Below are 16,294 nucleotides of genomic sequence, written 5' to 3' on the forward strand. Positions count from 1 at the left end.
AAACTCCCTTCTTTTTATAAGTTTCTCTTTCCTGCAATCCGTGTTAAGGCCCGGATCTCGCCTGCCACACATTATGTGCCTCCATGATTCTTTTCCTCCTTTTCTCTCCATTGGTCAATCTGTTTCTGAACTTCCTGCGTCACCTGGTTTAGCCCGGCCTGTTCCATTTTATCCTTCCATTCTCTCCGGTAAACTTCCAGGTCTTCAGCCTGATACTGGCCGTTTCGGAATTCCCGTTCCACAGAAGACAGGCGCGCCAGCTCTTTCTGTACCTTCGCGGGATTAAAATTAAAGCCCTGCAGAAGAGATTTCCTGGCCGTACGGTTCAGTTCGTCCGTCTTTTCCCATACATCCTTCTCCTGCCCGGGCAGACGCCATGCCAAGAACTGGCTTCCCAGCTTCCAGGCTTCTGTTCCGTAGCAATAACCACTCCCTTCTATCAGTTCAATGCTGTCCTGGCCCGTTTTTCTATAATGGACCCCTTCTATTCCAAACAATAGTTTGTTAAATAATTCAGGTTCTGAATAAAGCAGGTTCAAAAGCTCCATAGCCTCTTTCGGATGCTGGGAAGTCCTGCTGATAGCGGTCATGGTTTCATTCCCTGAAGCCGCCTTCAAATACGGTTCCCCTACAGGGATAGCGATGTATTCCACTCCCTGTTTCGCTGTCCACTCCGCTCCCAGTCCCGGCTTATACGCGCTGAGCGTACAAACATACCGGTTCGAGATCACGTCTACTGTGTTATCTGTAATGGTGCCAATATCTTTTCTCAGGTATCCATTCTCATACCACCTGCGGTCCAGCTTCATCTGTTCTTCATTAATCTCTGTAATTGGAAGAGCGGTATAGGGGTCGTCTTTTTTAACCCAGACCATACCGGAGGCAAAGTCCTCATATTCCACTTCCTGCCTGTGCTCGTCCCGCACATCAATCGGGATTTTATCCGGCGCTGTATCCACCAGCCATTGCAAAAATGGTTCAATATCTTCCAGCTTTTCCAGAGGGGCTTCCGTCAGGCCATAACGGTCAGCGTATTCCTTCTGCACGATCAGCCCGGTCTGGCGGGCAGCGATCTGCTGGTTAGGGATCGCATACAATATTTCGTCAACTCTGCCGGCGTCTTCCAGCCATTCAGGCATTTGACTCTTAATATCCGCCCCATACAGTTCGTAAAAATTATCCAGAGCCAGAAACGCTCCCCGGGCGATGTTATCATCAAATTTGTTTTTCCAGTTTGATGTAAAAACAAGATCATAGTTTTCGTTGGAGGTGCTCATCAGCCTCATCTTATCCTCAAATTCTCCGTTGGGGATCACCTCCAGATCAAGCTCTACATTCAGCTTTTCTCTTAGTTCCTCATTAATTTCACTCAAAACCATATCATGGTCCTGCTGTTCTATTCCGAATATGTACCAGGTCAACCGGACTGGTTCTTCTTCCGGCAGATTTTTCTTATCTGCACAGCCCAGAAGCATAAAACTGCAGATGCATCCGGCCAGTAACGATAATATCTTCTTTTTCATAGACCTTCTCCCTGTTTTCAGTATACTGGAACGCTATCTCAAATTGAATGCTACGATTTTGTTAAATGGTGTCACCAATTTGCACTCCTGTTTTCATAAACCCACATTAATGAAAAAAGAGCGCTCTTTTATTCTCGAAAGTCAAGAACACCCTTTTATTTTTATCATTTCTCACTTTACTGCCGGGAAAACCAGCTCAAACCTGCACCCCCTCCCCTGATTATTATGCACAATAATTCCATACTGATTTCCAAAATACAGCCTTATTCTCTGGTTCACATTAGCAGTCCCGATATGTCTGCTTTCCCGGATATCTTCGCTGTTCATATTGCGCTTCAATTTCTCCAGATCCTCTTCTGTCATCCCCGGGCCGTTATCTTCCACCCACAGATGAACCAGTTCGTCCTCAAGCCTACCGCCTACCGTGATCAGCCCTTGTCCTTCCATCCGTTTAATTCCATGATAGATCGCATTTTCAATAAGCGGCTGAAGTACAATCTTAATGGTTTTGTACTGATAAAGCACTTCATCTATCTGCCAATCCAAATCAAATCTCTCATCATATCGGATTCTTTGGATTTTCACATAATGGCTGGCGTGTTCAATTTCCTGGCTGATGGGAATAATGATATCCGTATCCTCCAGCGCCATGCGGAACATCACGGAAAGGTCTTCCAGCATTTCTGAGATAGGATTCTCCGGACTCAGCATATCCATTGCCATCCAGTTGATGGTTTCCAGGGTATTATTCAGAAAATGCGGATTGATCTGAGACTGGAGAGCTACGGACTGGGCCTTTTTCAGCAGCCGGATTCTGTCCGCCAGTTCCATTTCTATATTCTGGCTGTTATACGCCGTCTGTTTAATAGAATGAATGATGTAGCTCAGCTCGTTTTCTTCCTGAAAGCCCTGTTCTCCTCCCACCAGGGACAGCCTGTTTTTCTCAATTTCAGTCAGTATTAGGCGGATGGGACGGAAGATTCTTTCCGATACGCGGACGCAGACGATTACCATCAATATCATCATCCCCGCAATTACCAGGAACAGCACGGTTCTGATCAGCATCATCTTCTGGTGAAAGTCCCCATTTTTCGAAAAAGTCACCAGCTTCAGCCCATCCACCTCTGTATTGCTTCTGGCTATGCAATAGTCCTCTCCCACATCAATTTCACCTTCCGCACAATTCTCATAACCCTGGATGGCTGAAACATTTTTGTCTGCCATAGATTCATCCGTTGCATAAACAATTCTGTCACCATTGATCAGAAATACCTGGTCTCCATCATTTCTCTCTGATTTCTTCACCAATTTATCCAGGTCCAGGTTGATCACGATCAGCCCCTCGCTGACCGCGTTGTAGTGCACCTCCTGATAAACAGAAAGCTGCATCCTGCTTTTCCCCGGCACCCGGGTGCCCGCGTACCGAAGACCTTTCGGGCGCATCTCCCTGTAGTAAAATTCCAGGGCTTCTTTATCGTAAAAAAGCGAATAGTCAAACATCCCGCCCTCAGTAATCACATAATCGCTGTGCCTGGCGTACAGATACATGCTGCTCATATAATTTTGGGTCATCAGCGGCACCTTCAGAATCTCCTGTATATCCGCCAGCTCAAACTGTGCTCCGTCTGTGCCCTGATTCATATACAGTTCCACATCCGTATCAAAAGCGATCTGTGTGATCTGGGACTGGACAGACCGGATCATGCTGTCTATATCCTCTTCCAGACTGGAAAGCGCGTCCCCATAAGCGCTCTTCATTTCTTTCTCTTCAATGTAATGATAAGCAGTATAAATCAGCACTGACATGATGAGCAGGGGAATCAGCAGCAGCCGGAACAGCTGGCGCAGGTTCTGAAAAAATATACTTCGAAGCCGGTATTTGCGGATCAGCTTCTCTATCTGTCCTGACCACTCAGATTTCATCAAAGCTCCCTCCTGTATGCAGAACTTTATTGCGGTACTCGCTGGGGTTCATGCCGGTCTGCTGACGGAACAGGCGGGCAAAATATCTGGGCGTCTTATATCCCAGATACTCTCCTACCTGATATGTCTTATATCTGGAATCATGGAGCAGCTCAATGGCTTTTTCCATCTTCTTTCTGGTCACGTACTGGGTAAAATTCTCACCTGTCTGCTTTTTGAACAGCCTGCTCAGGTACGAGCTGCTGATATACAGCTGGCTGGCCGCCATCTCCAGAGAAATATCTTCTGTGATATGCTCCTGAATATAAGTCTGTACCCTGTTGATCAGGCAGTCATTATCCTGGCTGGCCTCCTTCTTTCCGGCCTCCGCCCTCATACCTTCCAGAATTCTGTCACAATAGTCCTGCAGCGCATCCACCTGCCCGATGGAAAGAACTGTGCTGTAGTTGCAGTGTACCCGCAGGTACTCATAGAGCTCCGGATTTTCTTCCCGCAGCGCAGCGCTCATAGAGGAAAACAGGTCAATGACCACATGATTTCTGTAACCTTCGTAGGTATCCCGCAGCTCATGCAGAATATTCTGCAAAATCTTCTGCGCTGTGGTGAAATTACCCAGATGGATATTTGTAATAATCAGACGCATCTGCTCCGACAAAAATTCTTTTCCACTGCCTGTTTCAGTCTGGGAGAGCACCAGCTGCTCCTGGTATTTCTGAATCTGAAAAATATTCTGCATCAAATATTTTAACTCGTAATCAGCTTCAAGCCGGAAGTTCTGCTTCAGCTCCCCCATAAGCCAGTCCATTTCTTCCCGGAATTTCTGTTCCAGGCCTGCTTTTTCCCCGCCGATATTCCAGAAACCGAACAAACGAAGCACCTGGTTGGATTTGTATATCATATAAAAATCAATATTCCTGTTGGCAACCCGGAAAAAGTTCTCCAGATTAATCCTGAACTGATCGAAACTGTACTTCCAGACTTCATTGATATACCAGTCATAATTTCGTATCACCACGTCAGCCAGCACGCAGACTGTACTGTCCGGATCTTCCTCCGGGAACAGCAGGTGCATTCTGTTCCTGATTTCCTTCTCATTTTCCGCCAGTCCGCCGAAAACAAGATCGCTGAAAAACTGCTCCTTCAAAAGAGGCAGCATTTCATCCAGCCTTTCCTTTTCTTCCTGGTCCATCCGCTGCTTATGATGGATCTCATCCAGTTCCTTCTTAATATTCTCAAAGGTTTCCTTCAGCTTCTTCACATTTGTGGGTTTCAGCAGGTAGTCCTCCACGCCGTACTGCATCCCTTTTACCGCCAGTTCAAACTCCTTATATCCACTGAGGAAAACAACCTTGCAGGGCAGCTGATTCTCAAAAACATACTGAGCCACGTCAATTCCCGTCACCTGGTTCATTTTGATATCTGTAAGAATCACGTCCGGCACCTCTTGTTTCAGATATTCCAAAATTTCCTTCCCATCGGAAAATTCTCTTTCCACCCGGAACCCCAGCTGTTCCCAGTTTACGATCCGCACCAGCCCATTCCGTATGATTTTTTCATCATCCGCCACAATCAGTTTATACATGGTGTCCGCCCTCCCGTCAGTTGATGCATTATTCCTTTAATTTCCTATGATTATATCATTGTCATTTCAGCGAATCAACATATTTCGACACCTTCCCATAATTAGGCAAAAGGGTGACACTATTTTGCAAAATTGTAACATTCAAATTTTATTTCAGTCTAGTATAATAAAAACATACAACAAAAGTTGTTAAATCAAACAAAGAGACAGGAGGAACTATTATGAAATGGAGAAAAGTTGCTGCTCTCGGCATGGCGGCAGTCATGACAGCCGGCGTGCTGGCTGGTTGCGGCGGAGATTCTGATGCTACTACAGCTGCCACCACAACAAAAGAAGCTGAAACAACCAAAGCTGCAGACAAAACGGAAGCCCCTACAACAAAGGGTGAGGAGACGACTGCTGCTGAAGGAAATGAACTGTCCAAGGATCCGGTTACCCTGAAGGTAGCTATGTGGGATTACACAAAAACATCCTACTACAAGACAATGTTCGCAGGCTTCACGGAGAAATATCCCAATGTAACCATTGAGCCCGTGGAACTGGATGCTGACAACTATGAAGATGTTATTACCACACATCTGTCCGCAAAGGCTGACATCGACGTAGTGTTCATGAAGAGCATGCCCGGTCTGTCCGCGCTGATCGATCAGGGTCACGTAGCTCCGATCAACGATTTCCTGGATAAGGATAAGGATTATGACGCTTCCAGCTACAGCGGCCTGGTAGATTACCTCACCATTGAGGGCAAGGTTTACGGCCTTCCTTTCCGTAAGGACAACAACATCATTTACTACAACAAGGATATGTTTGACGCAGCAGGCGTAGAGTACCCGAAGGATGGCATGACCATGGAAGAGTACTACGAGCTGGCTAAGAAGATGACTTCCGGCGAAGGCGCGAACAAGGTTTACGGCGCTTATGTACATACCTGGGCCGGCAACGGATACATGTATGCTGCAAGACTTGGTCAGATGGACAAATTCACACCTGAAAAGTATGATGTGCTGAAAGATTACTATGAGCTGTTCCTGAAGATGTCCGACGAAGGCATCATCATGGATTACGGCAGCGCTAAGACAAACAACATCTCTTACCGCGATATGTTCTGGAATCAGCAGTGCGCTATGATGCAGATGGGTACTTTCCAGATCGGCAATCTGCTGGATGAAGAAAAAGACAGCGCTAACCCTCTGGCATTCAACTGGGGCGTATGTTCTCTGCCGAACTTTGAAGGCGAAGGCAACACCACCGGCGTTGGCGGCGTAACACCTGTTTCTGTAGGCGCTTATGCAAACAACCCTGAATGGGCTTATGAACTGGTTTCTTACCTCTGCGGCGAAGAAGGCGCTAAGGTTCTGGCCAGCACAGGTATCCTGCCCGGATTTACCTCTGACGCAATCAATCAGGAATATGCTAAGATTCCGGACACCTACAAACTGGCTCCCAAGAATCTGGCAGACTATATCGATCTGGACACCTACTACTGCGACGAGCCCATGGTTGGCAACGGCAAGGCAGCAGGCAAGGCATTTGATGAAGTGCACAGCGCTATCATGACCGGCAGTGTCGGCGTGGAAGAAGGCATTCAGCAGATGAAAGAAAAAGTTCAGGAACAGCTGGACCTGGGCTGATCCCTCAAGTTAATCCCGAAAACTAACTCTCTTACAAAGAAAACTCTTACAAAACTTTCGCTCTTACAAAAAATAACCCCTCTGCCAGGCAGTCCCAGCCGGGCAGAGGGGTCTTTTTATTGATGCAAAACTTTCCGATCAGTTGCGATAACGCGCAGGGATCAGCCTGGCTTTTTCCAACGCGAAGCAGATCGTCGGGATCAGGGCCAGCTGGATTACAATAGCCGGCCAGCAGGTCACGAAATAGCTCCCTGCCCAGGCTGCCATGGAATAGCTGCCGGGCGCAAAGATCAGAGCTTTTGCAGCTCCTGCAACCAGGCGGCCGGCCAGCATGGCGGCAATCAGGCTCAGGTACAGGTCTGCATATATTTTCTTCGTATGTACTGCCTGCATCATGATGCCTGCCGCCAGGCCGTAAACCGCCAGTTCCACCGCCATCGGAGGAAGATATGCCATGGCAGGCATGCTTGTCAGCAGGCTGGAAAGCACCGGGCCTGCAATTCCGCATAGCAGGCCGAAGGGCCAGCCGCAGATCAAGCCGCAAAGCAGCACCGGAATATGCATGGGGCTGAAGATGCTGCCGGCATTCTGGATGGAGTGAAAGGCCATGGGCAGCACCACACAGAGCGCAATGCACACAGCAGTGATCATAGAACGTTTTACATAGGACATTTTTGTCATTGTTTATTCTCCTCTTCTCAAATATGTATCAATAGAAATTGTACTGCAAAGACCGCCGCGCAGACAGCCAGCGCTGTAATATCCGGCGCCTGCAGGCAGGCGCTTTTTCTCTTTGGGCTCTTTCTCTTACCCCTGTACCCTCTGGCCTCCATGGCCAGCGCCAGCTCATCCGCCCGGCGAAACGCTGCGATAAATACAGGGACGACCAGCGGAATAAAGCTGGCTGCTTTTTCTGTCAGTTTTTTGCTTTCAAATCTGGCGCCTCTGGCAATCTGGGCCTTTTTAACCGTATCCGCCTCTTCCAAAAGCGTGGGGACAAACTGTACAGCCACGCTGAGAATCATCGCCACATCGTCCACGGGCACCCGGATCAGCTTCAGCGGGCGCAGGAATACCTTCAGCGCTTCCATCAGCTCCATGGGCGCCGTGGTACAGGTCAGCAAATTTCCCAGCACAAGGGCCAGCGCCACATGAACCACCACGCTGAATCCTCTCCTGACGCCTTCTGCAGACAAGTGAAAGATCCACCAGGACCAGATCCCTCCCTGCCCGTCAAAAAACAGGGCGTTCATCAGAAATATCACCAGAAAAAATGTCCACAGCCTCAGAAACGGTTCCAGCACCGGCCTCAGGGGAAGGCCTGATATGCGCAGGATGGCTGCCAGCGCAAGAATCACCCAAAGATATCCGGCCCAGGAGCCCGCTCCTATGACTGCAGCAAGCAAAATCAAAAATCCGCATATCTTAATCCGGGCATCCAGCCTGTGGACCGGCGAGCGCCCGGGAATGTATTGTCCCGCCGGCATTCTGCTCATCAGTCCGGCCTCCTTCCCTTTTCTTTTAACTTTTTACCATCATTTCTGTCAATGCGCCCAGAAGTTCATCATACCTCACGGTCTGATCGGGAATTTCCACCCCGCGCTGCCTCAGCAGCTCTGCAGCCTGCCCCGCGGCGCTGGTATCCAGATGGAGGCTGCGCAGGCGCTGCAGATCTGACATCACAGTTCTGGTATCCCCGTCCATTTCCAGCCGCCCTTCCGCCATCACCAGCACACGGCCGGCGTACTCCGCCACAGCATCGGCGTTGTGTGAAACCATGATCACTGTCATTCCTTCTTCCTGGAACTGCCTGATCATCTGAAGGAACTCCCGGCGCGCCAGAGGATCCAGCCCCGCCACCGGTTCGTCCAGAATCAGGATTCCCGGATGCGCCGCCAGGATTCCCGCAATCGCGACCCGCCTTTTTTCCCCTCCGGACAGGCAAAGGGGAGATTCTTTTCTGATTTCTTCAAAAGAAAACCCCATCCGTTCCAGGGCCAGCCTGACCCTAAGGCTTATTTCTTCGGGCTTAAGCCCGCTGTGCTTCAGCCCGAAAGCCACATCCTTTTCCACTGTTATCTCAAAAAGCTGATATTCAGGATATTGGAATACAATCCCCACCCTCCGCCGCAGCGCGCTGCGGTCATATCCTCTGGCATGAATATCCAGGCCGTCCAGCAGAACCTGGCCCGAGTCCGGCTCCAGCAGTCCGGCGACCAGCTGGATCAGTGTGCTCTTTCCGCTGCCGGTCCGGCCCATTACCGCCACAAATTCCCCATCCTGAATTTTCAGGCTCAGATCTGTCACTGCTCTGATCTCCTGAGAAGTTCCTGGTGAATAAGTACAGGTTACATGTTTTAATTCAACCGGCATAATTCCTCCACTAATTCTTCCGTTGTCAGCGGACAGCGCTCCAACTGTATTCCCGCGGACAGTAAATCATAATACATTTTCACCGGAAAGGGCGGGGCCAGCCCCAGGCCTGACAGCAATTTCTGGTCTGCAAGGACTTCCCGGGGCGTCCCGGAAGCGGCAATTCTCCCCTTTTCCATCAGAACAATCCGGTCTGCCTCCACCGCTTCTTCCGCATAATGAGTGATCATGATAATGGTTTTCCCGGCTTCTCTGTGAAGGCGCCGGATCACGGCAAGCACTTCCCGCCTGCCGTCCGGGTCCAGCATGGCGGTAGCCTCGTCGAATATCAGCACAGACGGGTCCAGCGCCAGCACTCCGGCCAGGGCAGCCCGCTGTTTCTGCCCTCCTGAAAGCGTATGGGGCGCCCGTTTCCCCATCCCGTCCAATCCCACCAGGCGAAGGGCAGCCTCTGTTTTTTCCGGGATCTGTTCTTCCGGCGTCTCATAATTCTCCAGGCCAAAAGCAATATCTTCTTCCAATACGGAAGATACAAATTGATTATCCGGGTTCTGAAACACCATGCCGCATAACCTTCTCAGCCGCCAGATCTCCTCTTGGTTCCGCACATCAATCCCGCCCACAGTCAGTTCTCCCTGCTGCAGGGGAAGCAGCGCGTTAAAATGCCTGGCCAGAGTGGATTTTCCGCAGCCATTCCTGCCCAGGACCGCCACCAGCTCTCCCCGGTTGGCATAAAAATCAATCTCTCGCAGCACAAGATCTGCTTTGGGCCCTGTAAGGTAGGAAAAACTTATTTTTTTTCCGTCTATTTCCTTCTTCGTCTTCACCTTCCTCCTCACTACTTTAAAATGAAAAAGATGCCATGCAGGCTTCTGCTTTCATGCTGAAAACAGACTGCCTTCATGGCAATCTTATACTTTACTATGGAGGGATTTGTTTCATAGGGAACGCAATTTCCTCTGAAATAAAAATTTATTCTTCGCCGGATGACAGGCACCTGCTGCCGTTCCCTTCGGGGAACTGCGATTTCTTCAGAAATCTGGCGGCGGCTTCTGGTTTAACTGCTGCTGCGGATTTTATCCAGCTCCGCAATCACACAGTCCACCAGCACACCCATGGATAAATCCGGCACACCCACAACAATATTATCACAGATATTTACCGGAATCAAGATTCTTTTTGCAGGGCTCCTGCCAATCGCGGCAGCCATGGCGGGCGTAATTTCTCCCAGGAGCGAGTCCGCAATCACCATTCCCACCGGCCCGATAATGACATCTGCCTTTCCGGCGCATACTGTCACGGAATTTTCCCCTGTAGCGCCCTGATCAGCTCCTGCTTTCAGCATGGCCGCGGTGGCGGCGCTGTTGGTGCCTACCGCTGTCACCTGGCTGTCCGGGAATCTCTTTTTGACCGCGGCTACTGTCTGCCGGCCCAGCCCGCCGCCCTGTCCGTCTACAATCAGTATGTTCACTGTCTGCCCACCTGCTTTCTGCCCTTCCTGCGGAATACTGCCCCCGCGTCCCCTCCGGCATTCATATACTGCCGCAGCAAAATCAGGAACCACACAGGCACAATAAGCCCTTTGAGGATGCTGGAAATGGTAATGCTCCACCAGATCCCGTTCAGTCCCAGCGCCGTAGCTGACAACGCCATGGCCATAGGAATCCGGGCCGCATTGCCCAAAACTCCGATCACCGTGGGAGCCATAGGCCTGCCAAGCCCCTGAAACGCTCCTGCTGAAGTGATTTCCAAACACATAAACAGCTGGGAATACCCCAATATCCTCAGATAATCCACTCCCTTCGGCAGCACCGCTGCTTCTGTGATAAAAATCCGGAAAATCGCTTCTGGAAACACGATGAGCACAAAACTTGTGAACACTCCCCAGCAAGCCATGAGGCCCATTGCTGTGAAGTATCCCCGCCTGATCCTGTCTTTCTTTTTCGCGCCATGGTTCTGGGCAATAAATGCGTTGACTGCCGTAGCAAAGCCATCTGCAGTCATCCAGGATATGGATTCAATCTGGCTGCCCACCTTCTGAACCGCCACAGCGTCATCCCCCCAGCCGGCGATCAGCCTGGCGATAATCATGGAAAGGCTGGAAAAAATTATGCTCTGAACTGCCACCGGCAGGCCGATTCTGGAAATATCCCTCCAGGCCCCTGAAATGCTTTTGCTGCGCAGCCTCAGACCCTGAAACAGAATGCTGTCTTTTCTGGCAGCGCGCAAAAACATGAAAAACACAATCGCCTGGGCCAGTACCGTAGCCAGCGCCGCGCCGGCCACCCCCATCTCCGGTATCGGGCCGAATCCGAAAATAAACAGGGGATCCAGCACGATATTAGCTGCAAGTCCCACCGTCGTGGAGCGGAACGTCACGCCGCTGTTTCCCATGGCAGTGAACAGCCCTGTAAAGATCTGGTTCATAAAGGAAAAGAAGAGCCCTGCCCCTACAATTACAAGATAAATCCTGGCATCCCGGATCACACTCTCCTGGTTTAAATTGAAAAATGCGATCAGCGGTTTGCTCAGAAAGATACAGGCGATCGTACAGACCAGTACAAAGATCAGTCCCATATGAAAAGCAGCCTTGGCATATTCTCCGGCCCTGTCCCGGTTCCCCGCGCCCAGCGCATGGGCCACATTTACCTGTCCCCCCATTCTGGGGACGGTCACGATTCCATTGGCCAGCCATAAATACATCCCGGCCGCTCCCACGGCTGCCACAGCTCCGCTGCTGACCCGCCCGATCCAGATCATATCTGTCAAGTTATACGCCATCTGGATCAAAGACGTCCCCATGATAGGGAACGCCAGCTTCGCCAGAGCCTTGGGGATAGACCCCTCCAATAAATTAACTGCACGGCTCATAAAAATTTCTCCTTTTGTATTGTCTTCTGCCATTATATCAGAGCGGAACCAACATCTCAATGGGAAAAATATACGGCAAAACCGGAATCAGTCCATTACTTCTTTTATTTTCTCCGCCAGCAGGCCGGCAATAATCCTGTTGCCTTCGTCAGAAGGATGAAGCCCGTCATAAGTCAGCGCAGCGGCATCCGGCGGGTAAGGGTATTCATCTTCCGTGGGATGAAATGGAATGCCCACGTAGTCAGGGTAGGGAAGTTCCTGATATTTCCCGTGTCTTTTTACACGCTTAAATTTCAGCACATTATCCTGCCCGAAACCGCTGCGTCCATGAAGGTCCAGCGCAGGGACTCCACTGTGCTCACAGGCGCTGTAAATAGCGTCCGCAATGTCATCCAGCCTCTGGCCGCTGCGCGGCGCGTAGCTTCCTGGCGCATTGTTTTCAGGATCGCCAATATATACAAAATCCCCCCGTTCTACAGGATTCATCACGATCACTTTCCCTTCCGGAGCCGCCAAAGAGATATGGGCCAGCAAGATTCCCAAATTTCCCAGTATCGTTCCCTGCCGGCAGGCCTTAAAATCCTCTTCTGTCCCGCAGGGCACAGACCTGTTCCAGTCATTTGTCCCCAAAAGTACGGTATACAGTCCGGCTTTCGGAATATCCACTGTCAGCCAGTCTTCCGTTACCGATCCGTTGATGCCCATATTCCGTACTTCCAGCTGAGGAAGCAGCTCACAAGTCCCGGTCAGATACCCTTTTGTCACTCTATACCCGGTTTCGTCCAAATGGTCATTTAAATATGTAAATGAATCTCCTATGGCGCACCAGCTGATTTTTCTCATTTTTATCACCTTCAATTAATCTTATATTGTAATCACATTTCCTCCCAGCGCCTCCGCATCCTCCGGGTCATGGCTGGAAAGCAGCAAAATCCTTCCTCTCTGCTCCCTCAGCACCCACTGCAAAAGCCTGCTGTGATTATCTTCGTCCAGCCCTGAAAAAGGCTCGTCCATCAGCACAGCAGAGGACTCCGCCAGCATAGCCCGGCACACTGCCACTCTGCGCCGCATCCCTCCCGACAGCTCTCTGCATGGCTGATACAGGCAGTCCTGAGGAAGAATTTCCGCCAACGCCCTGACCGCCAGCGCTTTCCGTTCCGCACGGCTTCTTCCTCCGCTTAAAGCCAGCAGCACATTGTCCACAGGAGAAAGGAATTCCACCAGACGGTCTTCCTGGAACACAGCGGATAAATTCGGATCACTTTTCATAATTTCTCCTGTATCCGGCTTTTCCAGGCCCAGGATACAGCGCAGCAAGGTGGTTTTTCCTCTGCCGGAGGCTCCCATCAGACAATACCTTCCGCCGTCCTCCAGCCTGAAATTCAGATTCGAAAACACTTCTGTTTCTCCAAATCGTTTCTCCAAATGCCTGATTTCAATCATTCAGCCTCCTCTCCGCCGGCAGGCAGTCCCGCCCCGCCGCGCGCAGCCCCAGAAGCGCAAGCTTTTCAAATAATATACTCAGCAAAATTATTACCACCGTCCATGCCAGCAGATCGCCGGTGCTCAGATAAATTTTCGCCATATACAATGCGTTGCCAATGGTAAAATCCGGCTGTCCGATCACTTCCGCCGCTACTCCTGATTTCCACGCCATCCCTGCGGCTACCCTGCAGGAAGAAAGCAGATAGGGCAGCAGCGCCGGCCGGTAGATCATCGCAGCCCTTCGGAATCGGGAAATGTGAAAAACTTCCGCCATTTCCAGAAGCTGCCCCGACGCGCTCTCCAGTCCGCTGAAAGTGCTCTGATAGACCATCGGGAAGACCACCAGGGCAGTCACCCACGACGAAAGATTCCCGGAACCCGCCCAGATCAGAAGCAGCACCACAAAAGAAGCTACCGGCACTGATTTCATCAAAAGAACCACCGGTTCCAGCAATTCCCGGAAAAAGGGCTTCCAAAATGCCAGACAGCCCAGGCACAGAGCGCCCATAAAAGATAGGATCATGCCCAGCCCGATCCGCAGAGAGGAAAGCAGCACAGTTTTCCAGAAATCCGGCAGCATGGACTGTTGAAAAAGCGCCTGAAGCACCTCAGCCGGCCCCACCAGAAGTATGTCATTGGCCACCAGCCGGCTGACTGCTTCCCACACCAGCAGCCAGAACAGTACAATCGCAGTTTTTCTGATCCATTTCCTGTACATGATTCCTCCCGCCGCCCCTTTCAAATTCACCGCATCCGGAATGCCGCCCCGGATGTTCTACTTTGTTTCTGCCATGTAATAAAAACCATCTCCGGGCATATTCCCGCCTACTGACTGTGGGTTCTGATCATACAGAACCTGGAGATATCCGGACAGAGCTTCCTTCATCTCTGTCCCGTCTATATAAACGATACTGCAGTAGGGCAGGGCTTTTTCAGCGACAGCCTCTTTTTCAATAATCCCGGCTTCCGCAACCAAACCGGCGGTCCCCTTCACATCTTTTTGCGCAGCCTCAGCGGATACACGGCAGTCTTCCATAAAGCTGCGGACCGAATCGGGGTTTTCCTGAAGGAACTCATTTCTTACCACTGTCACGCCTGTCACCAGCCGGCTTCCCTTTCCCTGCTGAAGGTTTTCCCATACTTCCGTCAGGTCCAGCACTGGTTTCAGCGATTCATTCTGAGCGCATGCCACAGTGGCAAAAGGCTGAGGCAGCAGCCCTGCAGCATCAGGGTTTTCTTTCAGAATCGCCGCCACCTCCGCAGCCTCCGACTTGTATTCCAGCGTCACATCTGAAATATCCACGCCGCTTTCTCTCAGAAGATAGCGGATCACATAGTCCGGAGTGGTGCCTTTTCCCGTCAGATACAGGGTTCTGCCTTTTAAATCTTCAATGCTCTGGATATCGCTGTTTCCGGTGATAATATAGAGGACTCCCAGCGTGTTAATATTCAGCACGCTGATCTGCCCCTGGGTCTTCTGATACAGCACTGCAGCCACGTTGGCAGGAATCAGCGCTGCATCCAGATCGCCGCCTGCCATGGCTGCCAGCAGCGTATCCGCCTGGGTTTCCATTCTGAATTCGTAGCTGTTGGCAGTGCTGCCCTTCTCTGCATCCTTCATCAGATTTACCAGCCCCATGGAAGTAGGGCCTTTCAGGGAGCCCACCCGCATGGCGGCTCCGGTCTTCAGAGTTTCTGGCGTTCCGGTGCTTCCCTCTTCCGCTGTTTTTGTTGTTTCTGCGGCAGACGTCTCATTCCGCCCGCCGCCGCAGCCGGCCAGCACCGATAACGCCAATATTCCCGCCATCAGCGCAGCCGCAAATTTTACTTTTCTCATCCTGTGCCTCCTTGCTCAGATCTTCTGATAAATGGTTTTCGTACTCACTCCCGGAAGCATTCCAAGCTTTCCAGCCAGGGCGCTGATGTCCTTCTGGGGCGCGTCAACGGCCACGCTGATAATAGAAATGCCTTTTTTCCGATACGGCACTCCCATGCGGCCAATCATATACGCTCCGTATTCGTGCAGAATTTCATTTATCTGTCCGGAGACCCCTGTATCTGATACAATGATCCCGACCAGCGCAACTCTGGTTTCTTCCATAGAATTTCCTCTCCTTTTTATATCCCGCCGCAGCACGATTCTCCGCGGAGCGGTTTCAATATATAGGGAACGCAGTTTCCTATGCAATGAAAAACACCGCGGCCATCAGCCGGCGGGAACAGCGCACCGCCGGCCGCTGGCTGCGGCCGTCATTACAATCCTATGTCCCGCCTTCTCCCTCAGCAGCAGAAAGCCCTTTGGGGTGAGTACGATTTATGTCCAGTATACGCAGTTTACCCGCCTTTGTCAACAGATGGGAAGTTCCAGAATATAATCATCCATCACAAAGCCATTTCCGATGTCAGCCACCTGTGTCCGGACGTCCCTGAATCCCAGGTGATGGTATACCGCCAGTGTATGGCTGTTGTGGCGGTTGCAGGTCAGCCAGATAGCCTTCATCCCTCTGTCTCTGGCAAAGTTTTTCAAAAATTCTACCGTCTCAGTTGCCAGATGCCTGCCCCGGAAATCCTTGTGCAGATACAATTTGCTTAAAAAAAGCTTCTCCTGTTCGGGATGGATTCCGGTATAGCCTGCCATACGGCCGTCCAGCCACAGCTGGTAATATTCATAGCCGCCGGCAAGCTGTTCCCCCAGAGCACGCTCAGACTGAAATTTATCCACCATGTAGGCTACCTGCTCCGCGCCTATAATCGGGGTAAAATGTTCTTTCCAAATTTCCGCAGCCAGGTCTGCGATTCTGCGTATATCCTCTGACGTCTCCGCCCTGCGGATTTCCAGCATTTTATTCTGTCCCATTTTTCCGTCCTTCTTTCAGTTTCGTCTCCCTCTGCTTCTCTGACAAGCG

At 50.8% G+C, this 16,294-nt stretch carries 16 protein-coding genes; 1 reads left to right on the plus strand and 15 read right to left on the minus strand.

Annotated elements, in window-relative coordinates:
* Positions 1-71: 71 nt before the first annotated feature.
* The 3 genes from EV209_RS05585 to EV209_RS05595 all read right to left on the minus strand — a co-directional run bounded on the left by EV209_RS05585 (position 72) and on the right by EV209_RS05595 (position 5,028).
* The gene (locus EV209_RS05585) at positions 72-1,523 is read right to left on the minus strand and encodes a DUF3502 domain-containing protein (protein ID WP_130433841.1); all 1,452 of its coding nucleotides are present in this window, start codon (positions 1,521-1,523) and stop codon (positions 72-74) included.
* Between the two features lie 171 nt (positions 1,524-1,694).
* Positions 1,695-3,446, minus strand: a complete 1,752-nt coding sequence (locus EV209_RS05590; protein ID WP_130433843.1) for a sensor histidine kinase — start codon at positions 3,444-3,446, stop codon at positions 1,695-1,697.
* Positions 3,436-5,028 carry a response regulator transcription factor gene (locus EV209_RS05595; protein ID WP_130433845.1) on the minus strand — a complete coding sequence of 531 codons (1,593 nt, stop codon included), beginning with the start codon at positions 5,026-5,028 and terminating at the stop codon, positions 3,436-3,438. Before EV209_RS05595 ends, EV209_RS05590 begins: the two co-directional genes overlap by 11 nt.
* Before the next feature lie 221 nt (positions 5,029-5,249).
* Between EV209_RS05595 and EV209_RS05600 the strand changes: the two genes are divergently transcribed.
* The gene (locus tag EV209_RS05600; protein ID WP_130433847.1) at positions 5,250-6,659 is read left to right on the plus strand and encodes an ABC transporter substrate-binding protein; all 1,410 of its coding nucleotides are present in this window, start codon (positions 5,250-5,252) and stop codon (positions 6,657-6,659) included.
* Between the two features lie 138 nt (positions 6,660-6,797).
* Here EV209_RS05600 and EV209_RS05605 read toward each other — a convergent pair whose 3' ends face one another.
* From EV209_RS05605 to EV209_RS05660, 12 genes are all read right to left on the minus strand, one after another.
* Positions 6,798-7,340 (minus strand): ECF transporter S component, encoded by a 543-nt coding sequence (locus EV209_RS05605; RefSeq protein ID WP_130433849.1) that lies wholly within the window; start codon positions 7,338-7,340, stop codon positions 6,798-6,800.
* 17 nt (positions 7,341-7,357) lie between these two features.
* Positions 7,358-8,155, minus strand: coding sequence for an energy-coupling factor transporter transmembrane component T family protein (locus EV209_RS05610; protein ID WP_130433851.1), 798 nt, complete (start codon positions 8,153-8,155; stop codon positions 7,358-7,360).
* Between the two features lie 25 nt (positions 8,156-8,180).
* The gene (locus EV209_RS05615; protein WP_130433853.1) at positions 8,181-9,032 is read right to left on the minus strand and encodes an ATP-binding cassette domain-containing protein; all 852 of its coding nucleotides are present in this window, start codon (positions 9,030-9,032) and stop codon (positions 8,181-8,183) included.
* Positions 9,017-9,859, minus strand: a complete 843-nt coding sequence (locus tag EV209_RS05620; protein ID WP_165388823.1) for an energy-coupling factor transporter ATPase — start codon at positions 9,857-9,859, stop codon at positions 9,017-9,019. Before EV209_RS05620 ends, EV209_RS05615 begins: the two co-directional genes overlap by 16 nt.
* 230 nt (positions 9,860-10,089) lie before the next feature.
* On the minus strand, positions 10,090-10,503 hold the full coding sequence (locus tag EV209_RS05625; RefSeq protein WP_130433857.1) for a DUF3842 family protein: 414 nt from the start codon (positions 10,501-10,503) through the stop codon (positions 10,090-10,092).
* Positions 10,500-11,903, minus strand: coding sequence for an MATE family efflux transporter (locus EV209_RS05630; protein WP_130433859.1), 1,404 nt, complete (start codon positions 11,901-11,903; stop codon positions 10,500-10,502). Before EV209_RS05630 ends, EV209_RS05625 begins: the two co-directional genes overlap by 4 nt.
* A gap of 87 nt (positions 11,904-11,990) precedes the next feature.
* Positions 11,991-12,746 carry an SGNH/GDSL hydrolase family protein gene (locus tag EV209_RS05635; protein ID WP_130433860.1) on the minus strand — a complete coding sequence of 252 codons (756 nt, stop codon included), beginning with the start codon at positions 12,744-12,746 and terminating at the stop codon, positions 11,991-11,993.
* Between the two features lie 21 nt (positions 12,747-12,767).
* Positions 12,768-13,346 (minus strand): ATP-binding cassette domain-containing protein, encoded by a 579-nt coding sequence (locus EV209_RS05640; RefSeq protein ID WP_130433862.1) that lies wholly within the window; start codon positions 13,344-13,346, stop codon positions 12,768-12,770.
* Positions 13,339-14,106, minus strand: coding sequence for an ABC transporter permease (locus EV209_RS05645; RefSeq protein ID WP_130433864.1), 768 nt, complete (start codon positions 14,104-14,106; stop codon positions 13,339-13,341). The genes EV209_RS05640 and EV209_RS05645 overlap by 8 nt, the downstream gene beginning before the upstream one ends.
* Positions 14,107-14,163: 57 nt before the next feature.
* Entirely contained in the window at positions 14,164-15,225 is a 1,062-nt protein-coding gene (locus tag EV209_RS05650) for an ABC transporter substrate-binding protein (RefSeq protein WP_130433866.1), read from the minus strand.
* Positions 15,226-15,240: 15 nt separating this feature from the next.
* A complete protein-coding gene (locus tag EV209_RS05655; protein ID WP_130433868.1) occupies positions 15,241-15,489 on the minus strand; it encodes a TM1266 family iron-only hydrogenase system putative regulator in 249 nt (82 codons plus the stop codon).
* 246 nt (positions 15,490-15,735) lie between these two features.
* On the minus strand, positions 15,736-16,245 hold the full coding sequence (locus EV209_RS05660) for a GNAT family N-acetyltransferase (protein WP_130433870.1): 510 nt from the start codon (positions 16,243-16,245) through the stop codon (positions 15,736-15,738).
* Positions 16,246-16,294 lie beyond the last annotated feature (49 nt).

It is taken from the genome of Cuneatibacter caecimuris (assembly GCF_004216775.1).
In the GTDB taxonomy this organism is placed as follows: domain Bacteria; phylum Bacillota; class Clostridia; order Lachnospirales; family Lachnospiraceae; genus Cuneatibacter; species Cuneatibacter caecimuris.